This is a genomic window from Enterobacter sp. BIDMC92, from assembly GCF_001030225.1.
GTDB classification, from domain to species: Bacteria; Pseudomonadota; Gammaproteobacteria; order Enterobacterales; family Enterobacteriaceae; genus Enterobacter; species Enterobacter sichuanensis.
This window is the reverse complement of sequence record NZ_KQ087598.1, coordinates 3,933,590-3,956,423: the sequence shown is the minus strand read 5'-3', so window position 1 is coordinate 3,956,423 and position 22,834 is coordinate 3,933,590. Positions and strand designations below refer to the sequence as shown.

Here is a 22,834-nt window from a genome sequence, read left to right as displayed (position 1 = left end):
GGATTTTTTTTACATAGACTTTGAATGAGGTCAGGACATGAGCACTTTAGGTCATCAGTACGATAACTCTCTGGTATCTAACGCGTTTGGTTTTTTACGCCTTCCAATGAACTTCCAGCCGTACGACAGCGACGCTGACTGGGTCATCACCGGTGTGCCGTTCGATATGGCCACTTCTGGTCGCGCGGGTGGTCGTCACGGCCCGGCAGCAATCCGTCAGGTTTCCACTAACCTGGCCTGGGAGCATAACCGCTTCCCGTGGAACTTCGACATGCGTGAGCGCCTGAACGTGGTGGACTGCGGTGACCTGGTGTACGCCTTCGGTGACGCGCGTGAGATGAGCGAGAAGCTGCAGGCCCATGCCGAGAAGCTGCTGGCTGCCGGTAAGCGCATGCTCTCCTTCGGCGGCGACCACTTCGTGACCCTGCCGCTGCTGCGCGCCCACGCGAAGCACTTCGGTAAAATGGCGCTGGTGCACTTCGATGCGCATACCGACACCTACGCGAACGGCTGCGAGTTCGACCACGGCACCATGTTCTTCACCGCGCCAAACGAAGGTCTGATCGACCCGAACCACTCCGTGCAGATTGGTATCCGTACCGAGTTCGACAAAGACAACGGCTTCACCGTGCTGGATGCTTGCCAGGTTAACGATCGCGGCGTGGATGACATTATCGCGCAGGTGAAACAGATCGTGGGTGATATGCCTGTCTATCTGACCTTCGACATCGACTGCCTGGATCCGGCATTTGCGCCGGGTACCGGTACGCCGGTGATCGGCGGCCTGACCTCTGACCGTGCGATTAAACTGGTGCGCGGCCTGAAGGATCTGAACATTGTCGGGATGGACGTGGTGGAAGTGGCCCCAGCCTATGACCAGTCCGAGATCACTGCGCTGGCTGCAGCGACTCTGGCGCTGGAAATGCTCTACATCCAGGCAGCGAAAAAAGGCGAATAAGCTAGCCCCTCGTGGCGTAAAAAAACCTCTCCGCGGAGAGGTTTTTTTTCATCAGAACACGTTAAACGGATACTCCACGTAAGCGCGGATCTCGTCCCCACCGACGTTGTAATCGCTGGCGTTGCTGGAGACGCGCAGGACGGAGTAACGCAGTTTGAGTTTAAGATCCTTCGCCGGACCATCCTGCACCTGGTACTGGATCTGGTTAAACCACTCGTGCTCTTTGCCGTTGCTGGTTTCAGACGTTTTGATGTTGTCACCACGCACGTAGGCGGTGGTCCAGCTCAGACCCGGCAGGCCGAGACCCGCGAAGTCCAGACCGTAAGAAGCCTGCCATGAACGTTCGTCTTCACCGTTGAAATCTGACCAGTAGGAGTTCGCCAGCCAGATGGTGTTGCCACCGTCACCCACGCCGCCCTGGTCGCGGTAGCCGCCGTAGTTGTAGCCGGTGCTGCCGCTGCTCTGCTGGTACGCCACTTTAAACGTGTGAATATCCCAGATATAACTTGCCGCCAGGCTCCAGATGGTGTTGCTGCGGCCCGTATTGAGGCTGTCAGCGTAACTCTGATCCAGACGTGAGTTATACCCGTTGAAGTCGAGCACCAGCTGTTGTCCGGTGCTGAACGGCTGTTTGAAGTTCATGCCCAGATACTGCTTGTTCATCACCTCTTCATTATGCGAGGCGTACAGCGCGCCGCTGAACTGGTCGTTGAACTGGTAGCTCGCGCCGCCGAAGGAGAGGCTCTTCAGTCCGCTGTCGTGGCGATCGTCGCTTTTACGCTGCTCGTCGGTGAAGTAACCGGCGTTGATTTCCAGACCGTCGATCTCTTTTGAGGTCAGCATGGTGCCGGTATAGCTTTCAAACAGCAGGCGGGAGCTGTCGGCATTAACGATGGGCAGCTCAGGGCGCTGATTACCGTAGCTCAGGACGGTGTTTGAAAAGCGCATTTTTGCGGTTGCACCAAACTTTGCCAGATCGGATTTCGCCCGGCCGTCGTCTTCCTGTTTAAAGAAGTCAATGCCACCCGCGCCGCTCCTGCCGCGACCACCGTCCAGACGCACGCCGTATTGGGCGATGCCATCGACCCCAAAGCCCACCACGCCTTCGGTATAGCCGGATTCAAAGGTCGCGATGATGCCCTGGCCCCATTCGGCTTTATCCTGCTGGCCCTGATGGTAATCACGGCTGATATACGCATTACGTAAAAACAGGTTCAAATGGCTGTCGTCAATAAAACCCTGGCTGTCGGATTGCTGGCTTGCAGCGGCGGGTAATGCGGCAAATAAGCTTAAAGCAACTAATGATAATTCTTTTTTCACGGAGGGAACGTCTCTGTATGGATATATTAATTTTAATGACTGCGGACGTGATAATTACCGGAAAGGTTAACGTTTGCAATAATTATGTGACCAAAGATTTCAATAGAAAAGACTGATTTGGCGGGGCTTCCGGGGGCGTTACCGATACGTGCGATTAAGTTAACAATTCATGCGAAATAAAAAGGAGGCAAATTTGCCTCCTTCCAAAATTATTTAATTCCGTCTGCTGCCATACGGTCGCGAATATGCTGCGCGCGTTCTTCTGAGGCCGGATGATCGTCAAACATGGAGCTTTGGCGTCCCGCTTCCAGTTTGGCCAGTTTTTCAAAGCTGGTGGCTAAACCGGAAGGATTAATCCCGCGTTTGCGCAACAGATCATAGGAGTAGTCATCTGCTTCGGACTCCTGGCGCTGTGAGAACTGGGAGTTAACCAGTTTTTCACCGACATCGCCCAGCTGTGACTGTGACAGGCTGCCAACGATACCGCCCGCTGAGGCCGCCGCTGCGCGAATGGCATTAGTGCCCAGGGCAACCTGCATCCCTTTCTTCACGTGACCGAGCGCAACGTGGCCCATCTCATGGCCGATGACCGCTTCAACTTCATTGTCGGTCATCATGTCCATCAGCCCGCTATAGACGCGGATACAGCCGTTCGCCATGGCGAAGGCGTTCACGTCTTTCGCCATGTAAACCTTGTAATTCACCGGCTGGCCGTTGATGTTATCGCCCAGCGCGGAAGCAATCTTATTCAGACGCTGCGTGTAGGTACTGTTAGCCGGCGCGAGGGTGGCTTTTCCGTCCATATCTTTACAGGCCTGGTCGCTCAGCGCTTTAACCTGCGCATCGCTCAGGGAATAGGCCTGAAAGGCTTCTGCGCCTGACGTCATCAGACCGTTAGAATCCATATTCTGACAGCCGCTCAGCAGGAGCGTTGTACCCAGGGCCAGCACTATTGCACGCATTTTCATGAGGTTGTTTCCGTACTCGTTAATCTGAATAAAATCTGAAAAGTGCACCGGCAGCGAAGCCGGACTCGGGCTAAGTATAAGGAATATCGACGAAGCCGGGCGAGCAGATTGCGCAACATGCGAGCATGATCCAGAGATTTCTTAAGCTGCAAAAGAATGGTCCATGTACATGGCATGCCGCTTGGGTTACATTGTTGGCACTTTTTTCCGGCGTAGCCCAAAACGCGCTGTCGTCAAGGGCATGGCCTTTAACAGTCCGATCTGGAGTTAAAATGTCCTCACGTAAAGAGCTTGCTAATGCTATTCGTGCGCTGAGCATGGACGCAGTACAGAAAGCCAAATCCGGCCACCCAGGGGCCCCTATGGGTATGGCTGATATCGCCGAAGTCCTGTGGCGTGATTTCCTGAACCACAACCCGCAGAACCCGTCATGGGCTGACCGCGACCGTTTCGTACTGTCTAACGGCCACGGCTCGATGCTGATTTATAGCCTGCTGCATCTCACAGGCTACGATCTGCCTATCGAAGAGCTGAAAAACTTCCGTCAGCTGCACTCCAAAACACCAGGTCATCCGGAAGTGGGTTACACCGCTGGCGTAGAAACCACCACCGGCCCACTGGGTCAGGGTATTGCTAACGCAGTGGGTATGGCGATTGCTGAGAAAACCCTGGCGGCGCAGTTCAACCGTCCTGGTCATGACATCGTTGACCACTTCACCTATGCGTTCATGGGTGACGGCTGCATGATGGAAGGCATTTCTCACGAAGTGTGCTCTCTGGCAGGTACCCTGAAGCTGGGCAAACTGGTTGCGTTCTATGACGACAACGGCATCTCCATCGACGGTCACGTTGAAGGCTGGTTCACTGATGACACCGCTAAACGTTTCGAAGCCTACGGCTGGCACGTGGTGCGTGGCGTTGATGGCCATGATGCTGACTCGATTAAACGTGCGGTTGAAGAAGCGCGCGCAGTCACTGACAAACCATCCCTGCTGATGTGCAAAACCATCATTGGCTTTGGTTCACCGAACAAAGCGGGTACTCACGACTCCCACGGTGCGCCACTGGGCGACGCGGAAATCGCGCTGACCCGTGAAGCGCTGGGCTGGAAACACCCTGCATTCGAAATCCCTTCTGACATTTATGCGCAGTGGGATGCAAAAGAAGCAGGTCAGGCCAAAGAAGCGGCATGGAACGAGAAGTTTGCTGCGTACGCGAAAGCCTTCCCGCAGGAAGCGGCTGAATTCACCCGTCGTATGAAAGGCGACATGCCGTCTGACTTCGACGCGAAAGCGAACGAGTTCATTGCTAAACTGCAGGCGAACCCATCCAAAATCGCCAGCCGTAAAGCGTCTCAGAACGCGATCGAAGCGTTCGGTCCTCTGCTTCCGGAATTCCTGGGCGGCTCCGCTGACCTGGCACCGTCTAACCTGACCCTGTGGTCTGGCTCTAAGCCAATCAACGAAGATACTGCCGGTAACTACATCCATTACGGTGTACGTGAATTCGGTATGACGGCTATCGCGAACGGTATCGCGCTGCACGGTGGTTTCCTGCCGTACACCTCTACCTTCCTGATGTTCGTGGAATATGCACGTAACGCCGTGCGTATGGCTGCGCTGATGAAACAGCGTCAGGTGATGGTTTATACCCACGACTCCATCGGTCTGGGCGAAGACGGTCCAACTCACCAGCCGGTAGAGCAGGTGGCTTCCCTGCGTGTGACCCCGAACATGAGCACATGGCGTCCATGTGACCAGGTTGAGTCCGCTGTGGCGTGGAAATATGGTGTTGAGCGTCAGGACGGCCCAACCGCGCTGATCCTCTCCCGTCAGAACCTGGCTCAGCAGGATCGTACGCCAGAGCAGCTGGCGAACATCGCGCGCGGTGGTTATGTGCTGAAAGATTGCGCAGGCCAGCCTGAGCTGATCTTCATCGCAACCGGTTCTGAAGTGGAACTGGCTGTCGCCGCTTGGGACAAACTGACTGCCGAAGGCGTGAAAGCGCGCGTGGTATCCATGCCGTCTACCGATGCGTTCGACAAACAGGATGCTGCTTACCGTGAATCCGTTCTGCCTAAAGCGGTAACCGCGCGTGTGGCAGTGGAAGCGGGTATCGCTGACTACTGGTTCAAATATGTGGGCCTGAACGGCGCCATCGTCGGTATGACCACTTTCGGTGAATCTGCTCCGGCAGAACAGCTGTTCGAAGAGTTCGGCTTCACCGTTGAGAACGTTGTCGCGAAAGCGAAAGAACTGCTGTAATCGCCGTTTTGCCCGGTGGCGCTACGCTTACCGGGTCTACAATTGGCTCGAAAGTAGGCCGGGTAAGCGCTAGCGCGCCACCCGGCTTTTTTTGCGTCATTATTCCACCTAAAATGTGACGCAAGTCATATAGCTTGCTTATTCATCTGGACAGACATTCCTTTTATTCCTCGTTTCGCTTATTCTTGCTGAAGCGTTTCAGTCGATTAAATGTTCGACAATTGACCAATCAATCGCAGTTTGTGACAGCAAGGATTCCCCTTCGGGCGTAGCTGGATTACTCTTTCAGCCACCTCAAACCCAGGGAGTGCTTTGCAGGAGATCTATGACCGTACGCGTAGCGATTAATGGCTTCGGTCGCATCGGGCGTAATGTGGTTCGTGCTCTGTATGAATCCGGACGTCGGGCGGAAATAACCGTGGTGGCAATCAATGAACTGGCGGATGCTACGGGCATGGCGCATTTATTGAAATATGACACCAGCCACGGACGCTTTGCCTGGGATGTACGCCAGGACAGAGATCAGCTCTATGTGGGTGACGACGCTATTCGTGTGCTGCATGAGAGCAGCATTTCCGGGCTACCCTGGCGCGAACTGGGTGTGGATGTGGTGCTTGACTGTACCGGTGTGTATGGCAACCGCGAACATGGCGAAGCGCATCTCGCGGCAGGTGCGAAAAAAGTCCTGTTCTCCCATCCCGGCAGTAACGACCTCGACGCGACCGTCGTGTTTGGCGTCAACCAGCATGAGCTGCAAGCTGAACACCGCATTGTCTCCAACGCCTCCTGTACCACTAACTGCATTATTCCGGTCATCAAACTGTTAGACGATGCGTATGGCATTGAATCCGGTACCGTGACCACGATTCACTCCGCCATGCACGATCAACAGGTAATTGACGCTTACCACCCGGATTTACGGCGCACGCGTGCAGCGAGCCAGTCAATCATTCCGGTGGATACCAAACTGGCGGCAGGGATCACCCGAATTTTTCCGCAGTTTAATGACCGCTTTGAAGCGATTGCCGTGCGTGTTCCGACGATCAACGTCACCGCCATCGACCTGAGCGTCACGGTGAAAAAACCGGTAAAAGCCTGTGAAGTCAACCAGTTGCTGCAAAAAGCGGCACAGGGGGCATTTCATGGTATAGTTGACTATACGGAATTACCGTTGGTCTCAGTGGATTTTAACCACGACCCGCACAGCGCCATCGTTGATGGTACTCAAACGCGCGTCAGTGGCGCACACCTTATCAAGACGCTGGTCTGGTGTGATAACGAATGGGGCTTTGCTAACCGAATGCTCGACACTACGTTAGCAATGGCCGCTCAAGGTTTCAGGTAAGACGCATCGTGCGTCTGCAAAACTTTAAGAATCAACGAGAGGATTCACCATGTCTGTAATTAAGATGACCGATCTGGATCTGGCTGGTAAACGCGTTTTCATCCGTGCTGATCTGAACGTACCGGTTAAAGATGGCAAAGTGACCAGTGACGCGCGTATCCGTGCATCACTGCCAACCATCGAACTGGCTCTGAAGCAGGGCGCGAAAGTGATGGTTACCTCCCACCTGGGTCGTCCAACCGAAGGCGAGTACAACGAAGAGTTCTCTCTGCTGCCAGTTGTTAATTACCTGAAAGACAAACTGTCCAACCCGGTTCGCCTGGTAAAAGATTATCTGGACGGCGTTGAAGTTGCTGCCGGTGAACTGGTGGTTCTGGAAAACGTTCGCTTCAACAAAGGCGAGAAGAAAGACGACGAAACCCTGTCCAAAAAATACGCTGCACTGTGCGACGTATTCGTGATGGATGCTTTCGGTACGGCTCACCGTGCGCAGGCGTCTACCCACGGTATCGGTAAATTTGCAGACGTTGCGTGTGCCGGTCCTCTGCTGGCTGACGAACTGGAAGCACTGGGTAAAGCACTGAAAGAACCCGCTCGCCCAATGGTGGCTATCGTGGGTGGTTCTAAAGTGTCTACCAAACTGACCGTTCTGGATTCCCTGTCTAAAATCGCTGACCAGCTGATCGTTGGCGGTGGTATCGCGAACACCTTCGTTGCCGCTCAGGGCCACAACGTCGGTAAATCCCTGTACGAAGCAGACCTGGTTGACGAAGCTAAACGCCTGCTGGGCACCTGCGATATCCCGGTTCCAACGGATGTTCGCGTCGCAACCGAGTTCTCTGAAACTGCGACAGCGACCCTGAAATCTGTAAACGACATCAAAGATGAAGAGCAGATTCTGGACCTGGGCGACGTTTCTGCACAGAAACTGGCTGAAATCCTGAAGAACGCAAAAACTATCCTGTGGAACGGTCCTGTTGGCGTGTTCGAATTCCCGAACTTCCGTAAAGGTACTGAAATCGTTGCTAACGCTATCGCAGACAGCGAAGCGTTCTCTATCGCAGGCGGCGGTGACACCCTGGCAGCAATCGACCTGTTCGGTATCGCTGACAAGATCTCCTACATCTCCACTGGTGGCGGTGCATTCCTCGAATTCGTGGAAGGTAAAGTACTGCCAGCAGTAGCAATGCTCGAAGAGCGCGCTAAGAAGTAAGCCATTCAGGGGCAGGGAAACCTGCCCAATTTTCAGCGCGCTTTTAAGAGCTCGCACCTTTTCTAACGGCCGAAGATACAGGACTAAGCAACATGTCTAAAATTTTTGATTTCGTAAAACCTGGCGTGATCACTGGTGATGACGTACAGAAAGTGTTCCAGGTAGCTAAAGAAAACAACTTCGCTCTGCCAGCAGTTAACTGCGTGGGTACCGACTCCATCAACGCCGTACTGGAAACCGCTGCAAAAGTTAAAGCGCCGGTTATCGTTCAGTTCTCTAACGGCGGTGCTGCGTTTATCGCGGGTAAAGGCGTGAAAACTGACATTCCTCAGGGTGCTGCTATCCTGGGCGCGATCTCTGGTGCGCACCACGTACACCAGATGGCTGAACACTACGGTGTTCCTGTTATCCTGCACACTGACCACTGCGCGAAGAAACTGCTGCCGTGGATCGACGGTCTGCTGGACGCGGGTGAAAAACACTTCGCGGCAACCGGTAAGCCACTGTTCTCTTCTCACATGATCGACCTGTCTGAAGAGTCACTGCACGAAAACATCGAAATCTGCTCTAAATACCTGGCGCGCATGGCCAAAATGGACATGACCCTGGAAATCGAACTGGGTTGCACCGGTGGTGAAGAAGACGGCGTGGACAACAGCCACATGGACGCTTCTGCCCTGTACACTCAGCCAGAAGACGTTGATTACGCTTACACCGAGCTGAGCAAAATCAGCCCACGCTTCACCATTGCAGCGTCCTTCGGTAACGTACACGGCGTTTACAAACCAGGTAACGTGGTTCTGACCCCGACCATCCTGCGTGACTCTCAGGAATACGTGTCCAAGAAACACAACCTGCCGCACAACAGCCTGAACTTCGTCTTCCACGGCGGTTCCGGTTCTTCTGCTCAGGAAATCAAAGACTCCGTAAGCTACGGCGTAGTGAAAATGAACATCGATACCGACACCCAGTGGGCAACCTGGGACGGTATTCTGCAGTACTACAAAGCGAACGAAGCTTACCTGCAGGGCCAGCTGGGCAACCCGAAAGGCGAAGACCAGCCGAACAAGAAATACTACGATCCACGCGTATGGCTGCGCGCAGCGCAGACGTCCATGGTGACCCGTCTGGAGCAGGCTTTCAAAGAACTGAACGCGATCGACGTTCTGTAATGTGAGCTGCTAACAGCATCAGAAGGCCCGCAAATGCGGGCCTTTTTTTATGCTTTTTCAATAGCCTGTCGGGCTGGTTTTTGTGATCTGTTTGGCAAATCCGGTGCTTTTTGTTTACCCTTTACTGACCTGCCTGTCTCCACGGGGGATGGATTTTATGTTTGGGTTTAACAAAAGGAAGAATAAATGGAACAACTCGATGTTGTAGACAGCATCAATACCGCCGGTAACTGGTTGGTGCGCAACCAGGCACTGCTGCTGAGCTATGCCGTGAACATTGTCGCGGCGATCGCCATCATTATCGTCGGGATGATCGTGGCGCGTATTGTCTCGAATGCGGTTAACCGAGTGATGCTGGCTCGTCATATTGACGCTACGGTCGCTGATTTCCTCTCCGCACTGGTGCGCTACGGCATTATCGCCTTTACGCTGATTGCAGCCCTGGGGCGCGTGGGCGTACAGACGGCATCCGTCATCGCAGTGCTCGGTGCCGCCGGCCTGGCTATTGGTCTGGCACTGCAGGGCTCGCTGGCGAACCTGGCGGCAGGTGTCTTGCTGGTAACCTTCCGCCCGTTCCGCTCAGGTGAATACGTTGACCTTGGCGGTATTGCCGGAACCGTGCTGCAGGTGCAGATTTTCTCAACGACACTGCGTACCGTTGATGGCCGCATCGTGGTCGTGCCGAACGGGAAAATCATTGCAGGCAATATCATTAACTTCTCCCGTGAACCGGTGCGTCGTAACGAGCTGATTATCAGTGTGGCGTATGACTCCGATATCGATCAGGTGAAGACGCTGATTAGCAACATCATTGCCTCAGACGATCGCATTCTGAAAGACAAAGAGCAGACCGTTCGTCTGAACGAACTGGGGGCATCATCTATTAACTTTGTGGTGCGTATCTGGAGCAAGAGTAGCGATCTGCAAAATGTCTACTGGGACGTGCTGGAGCGTATTAAGCGCGACTTCGACGCCAACGGCATCAGCTTCCCGTACCCGCAGATGGACGTCAACGTCAAAAAAGTCAAAGAAGCAGAATAACATCCTCAGGCCCGGTACGCGCTCGCGCCACCGGGCTTTACTTTTATAAGCCCCGCTAATCCCCAATTAATATTATCAATTTCCTCTAATGTGATTCGCGCAGTATAGTCTGCTTCCAGGACAATACAGTGAGAATCTCGTCATGTTATCGTATTACTTTCAAGGGCTTGCATTGGGTGCGGCCATGATCCTTCCCCTCGGTCCACAAAATGCGTTTGTGATGAACCAGGGCATCCGCCGCCAGTATCATCTGATGATTGCCCTGCTGTGCGCGGTAAGCGATTTACTGCTGATCTGTGCCGGCATTTTTGGCGGTAGCGCACTGCTGATGCAGTCTCCCTGGCTGCTGGCGCTGGTTACCTGGGGCGGCGTGGCGTTCCTGCTCTGGTATGGTTTCGGCGCGCTGAAAACGGCCATGAGCAGCAACCTCGAACTGGCAAGCGCTGAAGTGATGAAACAGGGGCGATGGAAGATTATCGTCACCATGCTGGCGGTGACCTGGCTTAACCCGCATGTTTATCTTGATACCTTCGTGGTGCTGGGCAGCCTGGGCGGACAGCTGGACGTTGAACCTAAACGCTGGTTTGCGCTCGGTACGGTAAGCGCCTCTTTCCTCTGGTTCTTCGGACTCGCGATTCTGGCGGCCTGGCTGGCCCCTCGTCTGCGTACGGCCAAAGCGCAGCGGATCATCAACACGCTGGTGGGCGTGGTGATGTGGTTTATCGCCTTTCAGCTGGCAAAAGAGGGGATTCACCATGTCCAGCAATTGTTCAACTAAGCCTTGTCTTATGGACAACTGAACAAGACGCGCTAAGCTTGCTGGCATGCGCCCTGTTGTTGGGGCACTCTTTGCAACATGGAGGAATGACAGTGAAGTTTAAGGTGATGGCCCTGGCGGCATTAGTAAGTTTAGGTGCGGTGTCGGTGCAGGCAAGTGAACTGCCGGATGGTCCGCACATCGTCACGTCAGGCACCGCAAGCGTGGATGCGGTACCCGATGTTGCAACGCTGGCAATTGAAGTGAATGTGGCCGCGAAAGATGCGGCGTCTGCCAAAAAGCAGGCTGACGATCGCGTTGCGCAATACCTCTCTTTCCTTGAGCAGAACGGTGTCGGTAAAAAAGATATCAACTCCGCTAACCTGCGCACTCAACCCGATTACGACTACCAGAATGGCAAAAGTATCCTGAAAGGTTACCGTGCCGTTCGTACCGTTGAAGTGACCGTCCGTCAGCTGGATAAGCTGAACGCCTTGCTGGATGGTGCGCTGAAGGCGGGCCTGAATGAAATTCGTTCCGTGTCACTGGGCGTTGCGCAACCGGAGAAATACAAAGACCAGGCACGTAAAGCGGCAATTGATGACGCAATGCACCAGGCACAGCAGCTGGCTGCCGGCTTTAACAGCAAGCTCGGCCCGGTATACAGCGTGCGTTACCACGTCTCTAACTACCAGCCAAGCCCAATGGTGCGAATGATGAAAGCCGATGCGGCGCCGGTATCCGCTCAGGAAACTTACGAGCAGCCGACGATCCAGTTTGACGATCAGGTTGATGTGGTGTTCCAGCTGGAACCCGTTGCAGCACAGCCGAAACCTGCACAATAATCAACAGGCCGGGTAAGGCGTAGCCGCCACCCGGCTTTTCTTTTAATCCTGTCGCAACACCTTATGCCCGTAGGCCAGCAGCGCGTCGGTGACGTTGCGCATCATGCGGCTTTCTGGCGCAAAACGGTGCCAGTAGAGCATCCGGCGCTGATACAGCCCCGGCGTCAAATCAATCAGCTCACCGCTTTTCAACTCTTTCTCAATCTGCAGATGCGGGATCATGCAGCAGGTCGTGCCCTGACGCGCCAGCTGCACGAAGGCTTCCGACGAGTTAACGATATGACACGGCACGCTGCCCGGCGGCAGGTCAAAGTTTTGCTGCAGGAACGCCTGATGCATATCGTCCAGATGGTCGAACGCCACGGCAGGCGCTTTCAGCAGCGCGGCGCGGGTCACGCCGTTGGGGAAATAGCGCTCGGCAAAGGCTTTTGAACCAACAAACAGGTAATCCAGCGCACCCAGCTGATCGACAAGACAGCTCGGTAGCGCCTGAGGCTGAATACTGACCGCCCCAACCACTTCACCACGACGCAGGCGCTCCTGGGTACGGGTTTCATCTTCAACCTGCAAATTCAGGCGGATAGGGGAGTCCGCCAATACCGGCGCAAGGGCCGGCAGCAGCCAGGTTGCCAGACTGTCGGCGTTAACCGCCAGAGAGAGCAGCAGCGGCGTAGAGCCCGTTTGTTCGTCACCCAGCCACTCATCTTCCAGCAGCTCAACCTGACGCAGCAGGGCGAGGAGTTTTTGTCCTTGCTCCGTTGGGCGAGGCGGCACGGTACGCACCAGCAGTGGCTGGCCGAACATATTTTCGAGCTGTTTGATACGCTGCGATACGGCGGACTGCGTGATGCAAAGCTTTTGCGCCGCGCGCTCAAAACCTCGTTCACGAATAACTGCATCAAGTGCCTGTAGTGTTCTGTAGTCCGGACGTTTCATTGCTCTGGCTGGCTCCTTAATTTTGCTTATTCTGCACTATGACACAATTTTCCCTTCGTGGCAGACGAATTCCATTCGACGTGTTCTATAATGCGCCCTGAGTTTTCACACCACAGGCAAAACGATCATGACGCAGGATGAACTGAAAAAAGCAGTAGGATGGGCCGCTCTCCAGTACGTACAACCGGGCACCATTGTCGGTGTTGGTACCGGGTCGACGGCGGCGCACTTTATCGATGCGCTGGGCACGATGAAAGGGCAGATTGAAGGGGCTGTGTCCAGCTCTGATGCTTCCACGGAAAAGCTGAAAAGCCTCGGCATTACCGTTTTCGATCTGAACGAAGTTGATCGTCTGGGCATTTACGTTGATGGCGCGGATGAGATCAACGGCCATATGCAGATGATCAAAGGCGGCGGCGCGGCGCTGACCCGTGAAAAAATCATCGCCTCCGTTGCGGATAAGTTCATCTGCATCGCTGATGCGTCCAAGCAGGTCGATATTCTGGGTAAATTCCCGCTGCCGGTTGAAGTGATCCCGATGGCACGCAGCGCCGTGGCGCGTGAACTGGTCAAACTGGGCGGACGTCCGGAATATCGTCAGGGCGTAGTGACCGATAACGGCAACGTGATCCTCGACGTTCACGGACTGGAAATTCTCGACGCGATTGCGCTGGAAAACGCCATCAATGGCATTCCGGGCGTTGTCACTGTAGGGTTATTTGCCAACCGTGGCGCGGACGTGGCGCTGATTGGTACGGCTGACGGTGTGAAAACCATCGTAAAATGATCTGACGGGGGGCGCTCACCCCCCGCTAAAAAATTTTTGAAAAGCTAAATTCGGTGACTTGTGTCACGTTTTTACGCCTCGTTTGCCGATCCTGCCACGTACGTAAAATTCCGCAGCATTTTCCTCTGTCATTTTGCCCTGTATGACTTTTCTTCAGAGTGCTGACGCAAACGTTCATATTGCTGCAATAGTTTTTTTTGATATGTTGGCTAGAGCGGATTTCAATCCAGCACAACATCAGTTCAGATAAAATACAGGGTCGGGTAAATGGCAAAGGTATCACTGGAGAAAGACAAGATTAAATTCCTGCTGGTCGAGGGTGTGCATCAGAAAGCACTCGATAGCCTTCGTGCGGCAGGTTACACCAACATCGAATTCCATAAAGGCGCGCTGGATACCGAAGAGCTGAAAGTAGCCATCCGGGATGCTCACTTCATTGGCCTGCGATCCCGTACCCACCTGACTGAAGATGTGATTGCCGCGGCGGAAAAGCTGGTTGCCATCGGTTGTTTCTGCATCGGTACCAACCAGGTTGATCTGAACGCCGCCGCTAAGCGCGGTATTCCTGTATTCAACGCACCTTTCTCCAACACCCGTTCCGTGGCGGAGTTAGTGATTGGCGAATTGCTGCTGTTGCTGCGCGGTATCCCGGAGGCTAACGCCAAAGCGCACCGTGGCGTCTGGAACAAACTGGCTACAGGTTCATACGAAGCCCGTGGTAAGAAACTGGGTATCATTGGTTATGGCCACATCGGTACTCAACTCGGGATTCTGGCGGAATCTCTGGGGATGCACGTTTACTTTTATGACATTGAAAGCAAACTGCCTCTGGGGAACGCCACTCAGGTTCAACATCTCTCCGACCTGCTGAACATGAGCGATGTGGTCAGCCTGCATGTGCCGGAAAACGCCTCTACCAAAAACATGATGGGTGCGGAAGAGCTGGCGCTGATGAAGCCGGGTTCACTGCTGATCAACGCCGCGCGCGGTACAGTTGTCGACATTCCAGCCCTGTGTGATGCGCTAAAACGCAAACATCTGGCAGGTGCCGCGATTGACGTCTTCCCGACTGAGCCTGCGACCAACAGCGATCCGTTTAACTCTCCGCTGTGCGAGTTCGACAACGTGATCCTGACGCCGCACATCGGCGGTTCGACTCAGGAAGCGCAGGAGAACATCGGTCTGGAAGTGGCGGGTAAACTGAGCAAATACTCCGACAATGGCTCGACGCTCTCCGCCGTTAACTTCCCGGAAGTGTCTCTGCCGCTGCACGGCGGCCGTCGTCTGCTGCACATTCACGAAAACCGTCCAGGCGTGCTGACTGCCATCAACCAGATCTTTGCTGAGCAGAGCGTCAACATCGCTGCGCAGTATCTGCAAACCAATTCGCAGATGGGCTACGTGGTTATTGATATCGAAGCGGATGAAGACGTTGCCGAGAAAGCGCTGCAGAGCATGAAGGCAATTCCAGGGACGATTCGCGCACGTCTTCTTTACTGATAGTGCGGGCTGTGTGTCGGGTGGCGCTAACGCTTACCCGACCTACAAAGTTCGAGAATTTATGTAGGCCGGGTAAGCGTAAGCGCCACCCGGCTTTATTCTACCAGGTCCAGGTTTTACTGGGCGTTATTATCGCCGGCAACGGCACATCCCACTTCTCAACCGGCAAAGATTCCACCGCCTGACAATCATGCGCGTAACCCACCGGCTGTAAACCGTATTGCTGCCAGTTTTGCAGCGTCCGGTCGTAAAAACCGCCGCCCATGCCCAAACGCTGACCCTGTTCGTCAAACGCCACCAGCGGCGTGACCAGCACATCCAGTTCGGCAAGCGGCAGCACATCGCGCACGTCGAGTTTGGGTTCAGTGATTTTCAGACGATTCACCACCAGCTCGCTGTGCGGGTGGTAGTGCAGAAACAGCAGGTTTCCTTTGCTAAACGGATGCAGCACCGGCAGATAGACCTTCTTCCCGGCTCGCCAGAGTTGCTCGATGAGCGGTTGGGTATCCAGTTCGCCATCAAACGACAGAAACAGTGCGACCGTATGCGCCATCACAACAGGGGGATACGCCATCATGCGAGCGGCGGCCTGCTGCGCAAAATGCGCTTGCTGTTCTGGAGTTAACGCACGACGGCGTTGACGAATGAGCTGACGAATATCCTGGCGTGAGGCAGAAACTTCAGGGAATTGAGTCATGGTAGTCGGTAGAAGAAAAGAGAGGGAATCTCCGAGATGCCGCCGCAGGCTGTAACCCTTGAACCCTTGGTTCAAGGTGAATGTGTCGTCATAGTTTTAAGGCTTCTCGGACGGACCGAGCATGCTCACCAACCATGGAGCGCCACATTCTTGTGGTATGAAATATCGGCTCAGGGGACTGGCCCGCTTGCGAACATCTCAGAGAAATTTTGTCTTCACAGTTACTCTACCATAGTCAACTGAGAAGTGTTATTCAAACTTTGGTCCCGGTCTTTCGGGATTGCGACCCTGATCAAGCAATGCCTGTTCAATGGTCTGCTGGAGCATTTTAATGCGCTGCTCCATGCTTGCCGCGTAGTCGCGGGTTTTCGCTTTTTCCTGAGTCAGTTCATAGCTGATGTTCAACGCGGCGATGAAAACCAGCTGCTCAGTATTTGTGACTCTAGTGCGTTCTTTTAGATCTTGCAACCGCTGATTCAAATCGTCCGCAGCCTGATTCAAAGCATCCCTTTGTTCAGGCGGACAATTCACTCGCAGTGAACGGCCAAAAATCTGGAGATCGACGGGTTGTGCAGACATGCCACCTTCCTGCTGATTGACTGCGCTGCCTTCGCCTGATGCCCCGGGGGCTGCGAAGGGGCGACACTATAGCTACCCTGATGTGAAGATACAAGCCCTTTTCTGGTATCACCAGGGTCCAAAGTGGTAGCATATCATGAAACTTCCCCCCAATGATGACGAATGCGCATGTCTATACAGAACGAAATGCCTGGTTACAAGGATTTAAACCAGTTACTGAACCAGCAGGGAGTCGGTTTAACCCCTGCCGAAATGCACGGTCTGATCAGTGGCATGCTGTGCGGCGGAAACAGCGACAGCTCATGGCAGCCGCTGATCCACGACCTCACGAATGAAGGGCTGGCGTTTGGTCACGAGCTGGCGGAAGCGCTGCGTAAAATGCATGCCGCCATCAGCGATTCGCTGGAAGACGATGGCTTCCTTTTTCAGCTTTATCTGCCTGAAGGCGACGACGTCAGCGTGTTCGATCGCGCCGATGCGCTGGCGGGTTGGGTAAATCATTATCTGCTGGGTCTGGGCGTCACGCAGCCTAAACTGGACAAAGTAACCGGCGAAGCGGGTGAAGCGATCGACGATCTGCGCAACATCGCCCAGCTTGGCTACGATGAGGACGAAGACCAGGAAGAGCTGGAAATGTCTCTCGAAGAGATCATTGAGTACGTGCGCGTGGCGGCACTGCTGTGCCATGACAACTTTACGCGCTCACAGCCGACCGCGCCGGAAGTCCGCAAGCCAACCTTACATTAAGAAAAATAACGCACAGGAGGGTGTCATGGTTATCTCGAGTCAAGAGTATTCGCGCCGCCGTCAGGCGCTGCTGGCAAAAATGCAGCCGGGCAGCGCCGCGCTGATTTTCGCTGCGCCCGAAGTGACGCGCAGCGCCGACAGCGAATATCCCTATCGCCAGAGCAGCGATTTCTGGTACTTCACCGGCTTTAACGAGCCGGAAGCGGTACTGGTGCTGATTAAGAGCAATGACACTCACAACCACAGCGTGATTTTTAACCGCGTGCGCGATCTGACGGCCGAAATCTGGTTTGGCCGCCGCCTGGGGCAGGAGGCCGCACCGGAAAAACTGGGCGTTGATCGTGCGCTGGCGTTTAGTGAAATCAACCAGCAGCTTTACCAGCTGCTTAACGGCCTCGACGTGCTCTATCACGCGCAGGGCGAATATGCATACGCCGATGAGATTGTTTTCACCGCGCTGGATAAGCTGCGCAAAGGCTCGCGGCAGAACCTCTCCGCGCCCGCTACTCTCACGGACTGGCGTCCGGTGGTGCATGAGATGCGTCTGTTCAAATCTGAAGAAGAGCTGAACGTGATGCGCCGTGCGGGCGAAATCAGCGCCCTGGCGCACACCCGCGCCATGGAGAAGTGCCGTCCCGGGATGTTCGAATATCAGCTGGAAGGCGAAATTCACCACGAATTTAACCGTCACGGCGCGCGTTATCCCTCTTACAACACCATTGTTGGCGGCGGGGAAAACGGCTGCATTCTGCACTACACCGAAAACGAAAGTGCGCTGCGCGATGGCGATCTGGTGCTTATCGATGCTGGTTGCGAATATCAGGGCTACGCGGGGGATATCACCCGCACCTTCCCGGTGAACGGTAAATTTTCACCGGCACAGCGCGCTATTTACGACATCGTGCTGGAATCCCTTGAGACGGCGCTCAACCTGTATCGCCCGGGGACCTCTATGCAGGAAGTGACCGGCGAAGTGGTACGCATCATGATTACCGGTCTGGTCAGGCTCGGGATCCTGAAAGGGGATGTGGAGACCCTGATTGCTGAAAATGCGCATCGACCGTACTTCATGCACGGCCTGAGCCACTGGCTGGGGCTGGATGTCCATGACGTTGGTGCGTATGGCGCCGACCGTTCGCGCGTGCTGGAGCCGGGCATGGTATTAACCGTGGAGCCGGGGTTATATATCGCGCCGGATGCCGACGTGCCTGAAGAATACCGCGGGATTGGCATTCGTATTGAAGACGACATCGTTATTACCGAAACCGGTAATGAAAACCTGACCGCGAGTGTCGTGAAAAACGCTGACGATATCGAGGCGCTGATGGCAGCGGCGCGCGCATGAGCGTGATCATCGTGGGCGGCGGCATGACCGGGGCCACGCTGGCGCTGGCCATTTCGCATTTGACGCAGGGCCAGCTTCCGGTGCACCTGGTGGAAGCCGTTGCGCCAGAGGCGTCGAATCACCCCGGTTTTGATGCCCGCGCCATTGCGCTGGCGCAGGGAACCTGTCAGCAGCTTGCGCGTATTGGTATCTGGCAGGCGATAGCCGACCGTGCCACGGCGATCGGTACCGTTCACGTTAGCGATCGCGGCCATGCTGGCTTTGTCACGCTGGAGGCGCAGGATTACCGTATTGATGCCCTGGGTCAGGTCGTTGAGCTACACGATGTGGGTTTACGTCTGTTCCGCCTGCTTCAGGATGCGCCGGGCGTGACGCTGCATTGTCCGGCGCGCGTGGCAAGCGTAAGCCGCAGTGAAGCGTCGGTCAGCGTGACGCTGGAAAACGGCACCGTGCTGGATGGCCAACTGCTGGTCGCCGCAGACGGTTCGCGCTCGGCGCTCGGCACCCAGTGTGGCGTGGAGTGGCGCCAGCAGCCTTACGGGCAGGTGGCGGTTATCGCCAACGTCTCAACGGCTGCAGAACACAACGGCAGGGCTTTTGAACGCTTTACGCAGCATGGTCCGCTGGCGATGCTGCCGATGTCGAACGGTCGCTGTTCGCTGGTCTGGTGTCACCCGCAGGATAAGGCGGAAGAGGTTAAGGCCTGGTCAGACGAACGTTTTTGTACCGAGCTGCAAAAGGCGTTTGGCTGGCGGCTGGGGCGCATTACCCATGCCGGCAAGCGGACGGTATATCCTCTTTCATTAACCACCGCGTCGCAGTCCATCTCCCATCGTCTGGCGCTGGTCGGTAATGCCGCGCAGACGCTGCACCCCATTGCGGGGCAAGGTTTCAACCTTGGGTTACGCGACGTGATGAGTCTGGCAGAAACGCTTTCGCAGGCGTGGGGCGAGCAAAAAGACTGTGGCGCATATCAGGTGCTCAGCCATTACCAGAAACGACGCCAGGCGGATAAAGAGGCGACAATCGGTGTCACCGATGGCCTGGTTCATCTGTTTGCCAATCGCTGGGCACCGCTGGTTGCGGGCCGCAACCTCGGGCTGATGGCGATGGAACTATTCATACCGGCACGTGACGTGCTGGCGCAGCGGACTCTTGGTTGGGTCGCGCGTTAAGGAGTTATCACCGTGCAAAATGTTGATGTCGCTATCGTTGGCGGCGGTATGGTTGGACTGGCGCTGGCCTGTGGTTTACAGGGCAGCGGCCTGCGCGTGGCGGTGCTGGAACAAAAGCAGCCCCAGCCGGTAGCCCAGGATGCGCCGCCGGAACTGCGCGTCTCGGCAATCAATGCGGCCAGCGAAAAGCTGCTGACGCACCTTGGCGTCTGGCCGGATATCGTGGCGCAGCGCGCCAGCTGCTATCACGGCATGGAAGTGTGGGACAAAGACAGCTTTGGCCATATTGCTTTTGATGATGAAAGCATGGGCTATAGCCACCTTGGCCACATTATTGAGAATGCCGTTATTCATCATGCGCTGTGGCAAAAAGCGCAGTCCTGTAGCGATGTCACCCTGATGGCACCCGCGCAAATCCAGCAGGTGGCGTGGGGGGAAAACGAGGCGTTTATCACCCTGCAGAGCGGCGACATGCTGACCGCGCGTCTGGTGGTGGGGGCTGACGGGGCGAACTCCTGGCTGCGTAATAAAGCCGATATCCCGCTGACCTTCTGGGATTACCGTCATCACGCGCTGGTCGCGACGATCCGCACCGAAGAGCCGCACGGCGGCGTGGCGCGGCAGATTTTCCACAACGACGGCATACTGGCGTTCCTGCCGCTTGCCGATCCGCACCTGTGCTCGATTGTCTGGTCGCTGGTGCCGGAGAAAGCCCGGCAGATGCATGAGGCGACGCCGGACGCCTTTAACCGGGCGCTGTGCGTGGCGTTTGATAACCGCCTTGGCCTGTGCACGCTTGAGAGCGAGCGGCAGGTGTTCCCGCTAACTGGCCGTTACGCGCGCCAGTTTGCGGCGCACCGTCTGGCGCTGGTGGGGGATGCAGCGCATACCATTCATCCGCTGGCCGGGCAGGGGGTTAACCTTGGCTTTATGGACGCGGCGGAGCTGGTAGAAGAGCTGCGTCGTTTGCATCGCGAAGGGAAAGATATCGGTCAGCATCTCTATCTGCGTCGCTATGAACGCAGCCGCAAGCACAGCGCGGCGGTGATGCTGGCGGGCATGCAGGGCTTCCGCGAACTGTTTGCCGGGGCCAATCCGGCGAAAAAACTGCTGCGCGACATTGGCCTCAAGCTTGCCGATACCCTTCCGGGTGTTAAACCCCAACTCCTTCGTCAGGCGATGGGTCTGAACGACCTGCCGGACTGGCTACGCTAATTTAGACCCCCGTCACACTTTATTTTCCCGGCCTCTGCGCCGGGGAAATTTCCTCGTTTGAAATATTCTAATTTCACGCCATTTTTCGCATTAGATAATCTAATGCCGCGTTTTTCGGGTTACGGAAATTCAGCCCGTTTTTCCGCATGAAATATCACCATGTGCTAAATCCTGTTAGCGCGATGTTAATTTTGTGCGGGGTTAATCGCATTTTTCCAGTGAATAACTCTGTAGGCTTTTCAGCGTTTTTTGGTCATAAGCTAATGTGATGACCCGTTTTACCTTATGGTTAACCGCCGGTTTCGGTGGTAAGTTCAGGTAAAAGAGAACGTTTGCGTCGGGCCTGATAACGGGGCCGATACCGGGTTTCACGGTGAATTTTTCAACGAGGACAAGATGGCTCAACAGACTCCTTTGTACGAACAGCACGTGTTATGCGGCGCCCGCATGGTGGACTTCCACGGCTGGATGATGCCGCTGCACTACGGCTCGCAGATTGATGAGCACCACGCGGTGCGCACCGATGCCGGTATGTTCGACGTGTCCCATATGACGATTGTCGATCTGCACGGTAGCCGCACCCGGGAGTTTTTGCGTTATCTGCTGGCAAACGACGTCGCCAAACTAAAAACGCCGGGTAAAGCGCTCTATACCGGCATGCTGAATGCCTCTGGCGGCGTGATTGACGACCTTATCGTTTATTACTTCACCGAAGATTTCTTCCGCCTCGTTGTAAACTCCGCCACCCGCGAAAAAGACCTCTCCTGGATCACCCAACACGCCGAACCGTATGCCATCGACATCACCGTCCGTGACGATCTGTCACTGATTGCCGTGCAGGGGCCGAACGCGCAGGCGAAAGCCGCGTCTCTGTTCAACGATGAGCAGCGTAAAGCCACTGAAGGCATGAAGCCGTTCTTCGGCGTGCAGGCGGGCGATCTGTTTATCGCCACCACCGGCTACACCGGCGAAGCAGGCTACGAAATTGCGATGCCGAACGAGAAGGCCGCTGATTTCTGGCGTGCGCTGGTGGAAGCGGGCGTGAAGCCGGCTGGCCTTGGCGCGCGCGATACGCTGCGCCTGGAGGCAGGCATGAACCTCTACGGTCAGGAGATGGATGAAGGCGTCTCTCCGCTGGCCGCTAACATGGGCTGGACCATCGCATGGGAACCGGCTGACCGTGACTTTATTGGCCGTGAAGCGCTGGAGATGCAGCGCGAGAAGGGCACTGAACAGCTGGTTGGCCTGGTGATGAAGGAAAAAGGCGTACTGCGCGGCGAGCTGCCGGTGCGTTTTACCGATGCTGATGGCAATCCTCGCGAAGGCGTGATCACCAGCGGAACCTTCTCCCCGACGCTGGGCTACAGTATTGCACTGGCACGTGTGCCGGCAGGCATTGGCGAAACGGCGGTGGTGCAAATCCGCAACCGCGAAATGCCGGTCAACGTGACCAAACCGATTTTTGTTCGCGCCGGTAAGCCGGTCGCCTAACTATTTTTATCAGGAGAACTTCAATGAGCAATGTGCCAGCAGAACTGAAATACAGCAAAGAACACGAGTGGCTGCGCAAAGAGGCGGACGGCACTTACACCGTCGGGATCACCGAGCATGCGCAAGAGCTGCTGGGCGACATGGTGTTTGTTGACCTGCCTGAAGTCGGCGCAACCGTCAGCGCGGGCGACGACTGCGCCGTGGCGGAGTCCGTCAAAGCGGCATCAGACATCTACGCACCGGTAAGCGGTGAAATTGTCGCTGTCAACGACGCGCTGAACGACTCCCCGGAGCTGGTCAACAGCGAGCCTTATGGCGAAGGCTGGATCTTCAAAATCAAAGCCAGCGACGAATCGCAGGTTGCCGCGCTGCTGGATGCGACCGCGTACGAAGCCCTGTTAGAAGACGAGTAAGCCATTATCCCTCTCCCTGTGGGAGAGGGAGAAAACACATTCACTGCACGTTTCAGGAACCATCGC

21 protein-coding genes and 1 other RNA gene are annotated in these 22,834 nt (G+C 55.4%); 16 read left to right on the top strand and 6 right to left on the bottom strand.

Going from position 1 to position 22,834, the window contains the following annotated elements; genetic code table 11:
* Nucleotides 1-37 precede the first annotated feature (37 nt).
* Nucleotides 38-958 (top strand): agmatinase, encoded by a 921-nt coding sequence (gene speB / locus SP99_RS18440; protein WP_025757725.1) that lies wholly within the window; start codon nt 38-40, stop codon nt 956-958.
* 51 nt (nt 959-1,009) lie between these two features.
* On the opposite strand, the gene SP99_RS18435 is transcribed toward speB, so the two are convergent.
* Nucleotides 1,010-2,278 carry an OprD family outer membrane porin gene (locus SP99_RS18435; protein ID WP_047959429.1) on the bottom strand — a complete coding sequence of 423 codons (1,269 nt, stop codon included), beginning with the start codon at nt 2,276-2,278 and terminating at the stop codon, nt 1,010-1,012.
* 209 nt (nt 2,279-2,487) lie between these two features.
* Complete coding sequence (locus tag SP99_RS18430; protein ID WP_021242066.1) at nt 2,488-3,246, bottom strand: metalloprotease LoiP; 759 nt, start codon at nt 3,244-3,246, stop codon at nt 2,488-2,490.
* 272 nt (nt 3,247-3,518) lie between these two features.
* Here SP99_RS18430 and tkt point away from each other — a divergent pair, with 272 nt between their 5' ends.
* The 7 genes from tkt (at nt 3,519) to SP99_RS18395 (ending at nt 11,883) form a co-directional block, all read left to right on the top strand.
* A complete protein-coding gene (tkt, locus tag SP99_RS18425) occupies nt 3,519-5,510 on the top strand; it encodes a transketolase (RefSeq protein ID WP_025757729.1) in 1,992 nt (663 codons plus the stop codon).
* A 325-nt stretch (nt 5,511-5,835) separates the two neighbouring features.
* Nucleotides 5,836-6,855: an erythrose-4-phosphate dehydrogenase gene (gene epd / locus SP99_RS18420; protein WP_025757731.1), complete on the top strand. Its 1,020-nt coding sequence runs from the start codon at nt 5,836-5,838 to the stop codon at nt 6,853-6,855.
* A 49-nt stretch (nt 6,856-6,904) separates the two neighbouring features.
* Nucleotides 6,905-8,068, top strand: a complete 1,164-nt coding sequence (gene pgk, locus SP99_RS18415; protein WP_023309116.1) for a phosphoglycerate kinase — start codon at nt 6,905-6,907, stop codon at nt 8,066-8,068.
* A 92-nt stretch (nt 8,069-8,160) separates the two neighbouring features.
* The gene (gene fbaA / locus SP99_RS18410; protein WP_008499731.1) at nt 8,161-9,240 is read left to right on the top strand and encodes a class II fructose-bisphosphate aldolase; all 1,080 of its coding nucleotides are present in this window, start codon (nt 8,161-8,163) and stop codon (nt 9,238-9,240) included.
* A gap of 186 nt (nt 9,241-9,426) precedes the next feature.
* Nucleotides 9,427-10,281 carry a small-conductance mechanosensitive channel MscS gene (mscS, locus tag SP99_RS18405; protein ID WP_045286591.1) on the top strand — a complete coding sequence of 285 codons (855 nt, stop codon included), beginning with the start codon at nt 9,427-9,429 and terminating at the stop codon, nt 10,279-10,281.
* Between the two features lie 142 nt (nt 10,282-10,423).
* Nucleotides 10,424-11,059, top strand: a complete 636-nt coding sequence (argO, locus tag SP99_RS18400; RefSeq protein WP_025757735.1) for an arginine exporter ArgO — start codon at nt 10,424-10,426, stop codon at nt 11,057-11,059.
* A gap of 92 nt (nt 11,060-11,151) precedes the next feature.
* A complete protein-coding gene (locus SP99_RS18395; protein WP_025757736.1) occupies nt 11,152-11,883 on the top strand; it encodes an oxidative stress defense protein in 732 nt (243 codons plus the stop codon).
* 42 nt (nt 11,884-11,925) lie between these two features.
* Here SP99_RS18395 and argP read toward each other — a convergent pair whose 3' ends face one another.
* Complete coding sequence (gene argP / locus SP99_RS18390) at nt 11,926-12,819, bottom strand: DNA-binding transcriptional regulator ArgP (protein ID WP_008499727.1); 894 nt, start codon at nt 12,817-12,819, stop codon at nt 11,926-11,928.
* A 127-nt stretch (nt 12,820-12,946) separates the two neighbouring features.
* On the opposite strand from argP, the gene rpiA reads away from it, so the two are divergent.
* Nucleotides 12,947-13,606 (top strand): ribose-5-phosphate isomerase RpiA, encoded by a 660-nt coding sequence (gene rpiA, locus SP99_RS18385; RefSeq protein ID WP_013098630.1) that lies wholly within the window; start codon nt 12,947-12,949, stop codon nt 13,604-13,606.
* 267 nt (nt 13,607-13,873) lie between these two features.
* On the top strand, nt 13,874-15,106 hold the full coding sequence (gene serA, locus SP99_RS18380) for a phosphoglycerate dehydrogenase (protein ID WP_045286590.1): 1,233 nt from the start codon (nt 13,874-13,876) through the stop codon (nt 15,104-15,106).
* Between the two features lie 100 nt (nt 15,107-15,206).
* Here serA and SP99_RS18375 read toward each other — a convergent pair whose 3' ends face one another.
* From SP99_RS18375 to zapA, 3 genes are all read right to left on the bottom strand, one after another.
* Complete coding sequence (locus SP99_RS18375; protein WP_047959428.1) at nt 15,207-15,803, bottom strand: 5-formyltetrahydrofolate cyclo-ligase; 597 nt, start codon at nt 15,801-15,803, stop codon at nt 15,207-15,209.
* Nucleotides 15,804-15,827: 24 nt separating this feature from the next.
* A non-coding RNA gene (ssrS, locus tag SP99_RS24045) (6S RNA) lies at nt 15,828-16,011 on the bottom strand.
* Nucleotides 16,012-16,052: 41 nt separating this feature from the next.
* Complete coding sequence (gene zapA, locus SP99_RS18370) at nt 16,053-16,382, bottom strand: cell division protein ZapA (protein WP_006811891.1); 330 nt, start codon at nt 16,380-16,382, stop codon at nt 16,053-16,055.
* Nucleotides 16,383-16,550: 168 nt separating this feature from the next.
* On the opposite strand from zapA, the gene SP99_RS18365 reads away from it, so the two are divergent.
* The 6 genes from SP99_RS18365 to gcvH all read left to right on the top strand — a co-directional run bounded on the left by SP99_RS18365 (nt 16,551) and on the right by gcvH (nt 22,768).
* A complete protein-coding gene (locus SP99_RS18365; RefSeq protein WP_024906571.1) occupies nt 16,551-17,129 on the top strand; it encodes a YecA/YgfB family protein in 579 nt (192 codons plus the stop codon).
* A gap of 31 nt (nt 17,130-17,160) precedes the next feature.
* Entirely contained in the window at nt 17,161-18,474 is a 1,314-nt protein-coding gene (pepP, locus tag SP99_RS18360) for a Xaa-Pro aminopeptidase (protein ID WP_095452450.1), read from the top strand.
* Entirely contained in the window at nt 18,471-19,649 is a 1,179-nt protein-coding gene (gene ubiH / locus SP99_RS18355; protein ID WP_047959426.1) for a 2-octaprenyl-6-methoxyphenyl hydroxylase, read from the top strand. The genes pepP and ubiH overlap by 4 nt, the downstream gene beginning before the upstream one ends.
* A gap of 12 nt (nt 19,650-19,661) precedes the next feature.
* The gene (ubiI, locus tag SP99_RS18350; protein ID WP_047959425.1) at nt 19,662-20,864 is read left to right on the top strand and encodes an FAD-dependent 2-octaprenylphenol hydroxylase; all 1,203 of its coding nucleotides are present in this window, start codon (nt 19,662-19,664) and stop codon (nt 20,862-20,864) included.
* 396 nt (nt 20,865-21,260) lie between these two features.
* The gene (gcvT, locus tag SP99_RS18345) at nt 21,261-22,355 is read left to right on the top strand and encodes a glycine cleavage system aminomethyltransferase GcvT (protein WP_025757745.1); all 1,095 of its coding nucleotides are present in this window, start codon (nt 21,261-21,263) and stop codon (nt 22,353-22,355) included.
* A 23-nt stretch (nt 22,356-22,378) separates the two neighbouring features.
* Nucleotides 22,379-22,768: a glycine cleavage system protein GcvH gene (gene gcvH, locus SP99_RS18340; protein WP_025757746.1), complete on the top strand. Its 390-nt coding sequence runs from the start codon at nt 22,379-22,381 to the stop codon at nt 22,766-22,768.
* Nucleotides 22,769-22,834: the final 66 nt, after the last annotated feature.